Below are 4,126 nucleotides of genomic sequence, written 5' to 3' on the forward strand. Positions count from 1 at the left end.
ATCAAGTGCTAAATTAGCTAAAGATCTTGATGCAGAAATGTTAGTTATATTAACTGCTGTTGATAGAGTTTGTATAAACTTTAACAAGCCAAATCAAGAAGAATTAGCTTGCATGGATATAGAAAAGGCTAAACAATATATAAAAGAAGAACATTTTGCAAAAGGTTCAATGTTACCTAAAGTAGAAGCTTGTTTAGACTTTGTAGAAGCTGGAACTAATGGTCAAGCATTAATAACTTCATTAGAAAAAGCTAAAGAAGCTTTACATGGAGAAACAGGAACTATAATAAAAAAATAATAAATAATAATTTAAATTCACCTGACATATTTTGATTGGACATTTAATAGATAGTAATAAGGAAATCGTATTAAAAAATACAATTTCCTTTAAATCATAATTTAAATATAGATATAATCCGTAGCAATAATAAATTTGATTATAATTTTACTTATCGTAAAAACGTTTTCAAAAGATGGTAAAAAATAATTGTTAAATTTGGCATAAGCCGTAATTTAAATAAAACGATTTAAAGGGGGAAACTATAATGTCAAGTGAAGCACAAGTTAAAAGTAAGAAAAAGTTTAAATTCCCATCAGCTTATACAGTGTTATTAGCTATAATGATAGCTATAGCATTAGCAACTCAATTTGTACCGGGAGTTAAAAAAGCAAAATTAGCTGATTTAGTTATGGCTCCAGTAAATGGTATGGTTGGGGTTAAAGATACAACAAGAGATACTTTAATAACTGAATCTATGAATAAGGGAGGAATAAATGCTGCTTTAAAAACAATAAATGAAGCAGATGGACAAACAATAAATGTTTGGAATGAAGGTCAACTTAAAGGAGCAATAGACGTTGCATTATTCGTACTAATAATAGGTGGATTCTTAGGAATTGTTACAAAAACAGGAGCATTAGATGCAGGGGTAGGAGCATTAGTTAAAAAATTAAAAGGTAAAGAAATAATGTTAATACCAGTTTTAATGTTTTTATTCTCATTAGGTGGAAGTTCTTACGGGATGGCTGAAGAATCATTAGCATTCTATGCATTATTAACTGCAACAATGATGGCTGCAGGATTTGACCCAATAGTAGGTGCTTCAATAGTATTACTTGGAGCAGGTGCTGGGGTTTTAGGTTCAACAGTTAACCCATTTGCTGTAGGAGCAGCAGTTTCAGCAGCTGGTGCAGTAGGGGTAGAAATAAATCAAGGGACTACAATAGCATTAGGTGCATTATTATGGATAGCAACATTGGCAATATCAATAATATATGTAATGAAATATGCTAAAAAAGTAAAAGCAGATAAAAATAGTAGTTTATTATCTAAACATGAATTAGAAGCTGCTAATGAAGCTTTTGGTAAAAATAGTGAAGAAGTTATAGAATTAACAGGTAAGAGAAAATTAGTTTTAGGTTTATTCCTGTTCTCTTTTGTAATAATGATAGTAGGTGTTGTACCTTGGACTAACTTTGGGATAACTATATTTGAAAAGTCAACAGATTGGCTTAATGGTGCATCTTTAGGAACTTGGTATTTCTCAGAATTAACAGTATGGTTCTTTATAATGGCTGTTGTAATAGCTTTATTATATAGAATGCCAGAACAAGAGATAGTTGATTCATTTATAGCAGGATGTGCTGATATGGTTGGGGTTGCTCTTGTTATAGGTATATCAAGAGGTGTATCTTTTATGATGACAAACACAGGATTAGATTTATTCATATTAGATAAAGCATCTGGAATGTTAAATGGAGTTGCAGGCTTATTATTTGCAAACTTAGCTTATGTAATATACATAGCTTTATCATTCTTAGTACCATCAACTACTGGTCTTGCATCAGTATCTATGCCAATATTTGCACCTTTAGCTAAACAATTAGGTATATCTCCAGAAATAGTAGTTTCAGCTTTCTGTGGAGGATGTGGTATAGTAAACTTAGTAACTCCAACATCAGGAGTTGTTATGGGTGGTCTTGCAATAGCTAAAATAGACTATGCAACTTGGGTTAAATTTGTAAGTAAATTGTTAGTTCTTGTATTTATAGCAACAGTAATAATATTATCAGTTGGACCTATGATATTAGGATTATAATAGTTAAAACATAAATATATACATAAAAAAGAACTGTTTATTTTAAGAAACAGTTCTTTTTTACATGTAAGGAAACTAGATTGCATAATTTTATGTAAATAACCTATGAATGATAGCAATAATGTAAAAAATGACATTTTGAGCAACGAACAGAGTCATTGGCGACATGAGCAAAGTAAATTTTTTATATATGAAATGAGGAATATAAATAAAAAAATTATTTAGGCATAAAAATAAGGGGATTGACCCCTTTAGAATTGTGTAACAAATAATATTTAGATTAAGCTGTAAATTCTACATCTTTTACATTTTTAGATGCTTCAGAATCTAATTTTTTAATATAAACATTTCTTGTTATTCCATATTCGTTTTTTCTTTGGAATTTTGCTTCGAATCCTAAATTTACCACCGTATTTATACTATAGATATTTTCTGTAGCTATTGCTGTTACTATATATTTTTTACCCCTTTTAATAGAAGACTCTATTCTAGTTTCTAATAATATTCTATGCAGAGAATTACCACGATAAAGTGGATCTACCATTACAAACCCAGATACAAAAATATCATTTAAGTCATAATCTAAATCCATCTCTGAAATATAATTTATATAATCTCCACTTGGAATTTCACAAAGAGCAGAAGCTACTAATATATCTTCAATATAGCAACCTACTATAAAGCCACCTTTGTCTAAAATATCTTTTAGATAAAATACATCGCGAAATTTAAGCCAGTTTTTATTATCCATGGTACTATGAACCCTGTGATATAAATCAACTACATCATTAAACTTATCGGGAGTAATAAAACAAACATCACCATATAAGTTTTCACAAAGCTTTCCATTGAATTTTGATAATTTTACTGTTTTTATCACAACTAAGCACCATTCGTTCACATAAGTTCGCTACACCTATGCAGTTCTCTTATGAACTTCTCATACTTTCATATGAGAGCAGACTATTTCTTCACCCTCGACATTACTCGTTAGGGGCAACCCACTTCCACCATCAATCGCTTATGGTGTACGAGACAAATCTCTAGTCGTTGAGGGTTTCCCTATTCAGGACTTCCCTGCATGAACATCCATTGTAAAAGCACTTAGGGTTTAACCATATGCCATCCACAAACTTTTTTCTACTTTCGTTCCATCACGCTTAAAGCTATTCGCTTTTACGTTGTGGCATTGTGGCTTTAGGAATTATCTGCAATTCAAGTTGTGTCCTATGCAGATTTCTCTACATACGAGGCTTTTTAAGTTACCTCTTTTCTTAGACTAAGGAGACTTAAAATTATAATCTCCTTGTAAGTTACTATATAATTTTTACTGTTTCATAATTGTTTTATAAAAATATTTAGATTTGTTTTATCTAATTTATTAACTTAAGATGATAATATTATATCATAATTTTTGATAAAAAAGACTTGTTTTTGATGCTTTTTTTAGAAAAATATAAAAAATTTAAAATTATATTAAAGATATGATTATTTACTATTTTCAAAAAATAAGAATAAAAAAAATAAACCTATATATAGGTTTATTTTTTTATTTTAGTCTTGATAATTTGCAACAGCATTACTAGCTGCAAATATAGCTTCATCTACTGCGGATAATGTATTTTGAATTTGATGTTTGTTATTTTGCTTTTCAGCGTTTTGTAGTGCGTGTTTCAAACAAATTTGAGCACTTTGAAGTTGACTAAAAGCATCTTTTAATTCATTTTTTGAATTTTTCATAGTTACCTCCAATTTAAAAAATAATTATGTATGATTATTTGTTCAATAAAAGTATTTACAATATAAATATATATATTCATTTTTATACTTTATTAATTTGGAATATAAAATTTTTTATGGGAAATTATAAAAATATAATTTATTTTAAGGAGTAAAATATGGAAAAAATTAAAATATCAAATTTATTAAAAAATAAATTATTTTACATTATATGTGTAATTATAATATCGTTAAGTTCATTAGGTATGAATAAGCATAATCTTATAGAAGATAACAAAATATATAAG

At 28.5% G+C, this 4,126-nt stretch carries 4 protein-coding genes; 2 read left to right on the forward strand and 2 right to left on the reverse strand.

Features of this window, described 5'->3' with window-relative positions; all coding sequences use genetic code 11:
- Both CHF27_RS13415 and CHF27_RS13420 read left to right on the forward strand, forming a co-directional pair.
- Positions 1–298: amino acid kinase family protein (locus CHF27_RS13415; protein WP_456300102.1), on the forward strand; the 298-nt coding region annotated here is incomplete at its 5' end.
- Between the two features lie 247 nt (positions 299–545).
- Entirely contained in the window at positions 546–2,099 is a 1,554-nt protein-coding gene (locus tag CHF27_RS13420; protein WP_095405342.1) for a YfcC family protein, read from the forward strand.
- A 280-nt stretch (positions 2,100–2,379) separates the two neighbouring features.
- On the opposite strand, the gene CHF27_RS13425 is transcribed toward CHF27_RS13420, so the two are convergent.
- Both CHF27_RS13425 and CHF27_RS13430 read right to left on the reverse strand, forming a co-directional pair.
- Positions 2,380–2,979: a GNAT family N-acetyltransferase gene (locus tag CHF27_RS13425; protein WP_095405343.1), complete on the reverse strand. Its 600-nt coding sequence runs from the start codon at positions 2,977–2,979 to the stop codon at positions 2,380–2,382.
- A gap of 674 nt (positions 2,980–3,653) precedes the next feature.
- Positions 3,654–3,839, reverse strand: coding sequence for a hypothetical protein (locus tag CHF27_RS13430; RefSeq protein WP_095405344.1), 186 nt, complete (start codon positions 3,837–3,839; stop codon positions 3,654–3,656).
- Between the last annotated feature and the right edge of the window lie 287 nt (positions 3,840–4,126).

Origin of the sequence: Romboutsia maritimum (assembly GCF_002251085.2) — a bacterium.
Classification (GTDB): Bacteria; Bacillota; Clostridia; order Peptostreptococcales; family Peptostreptococcaceae; genus Romboutsia_B; species Romboutsia_B maritimum.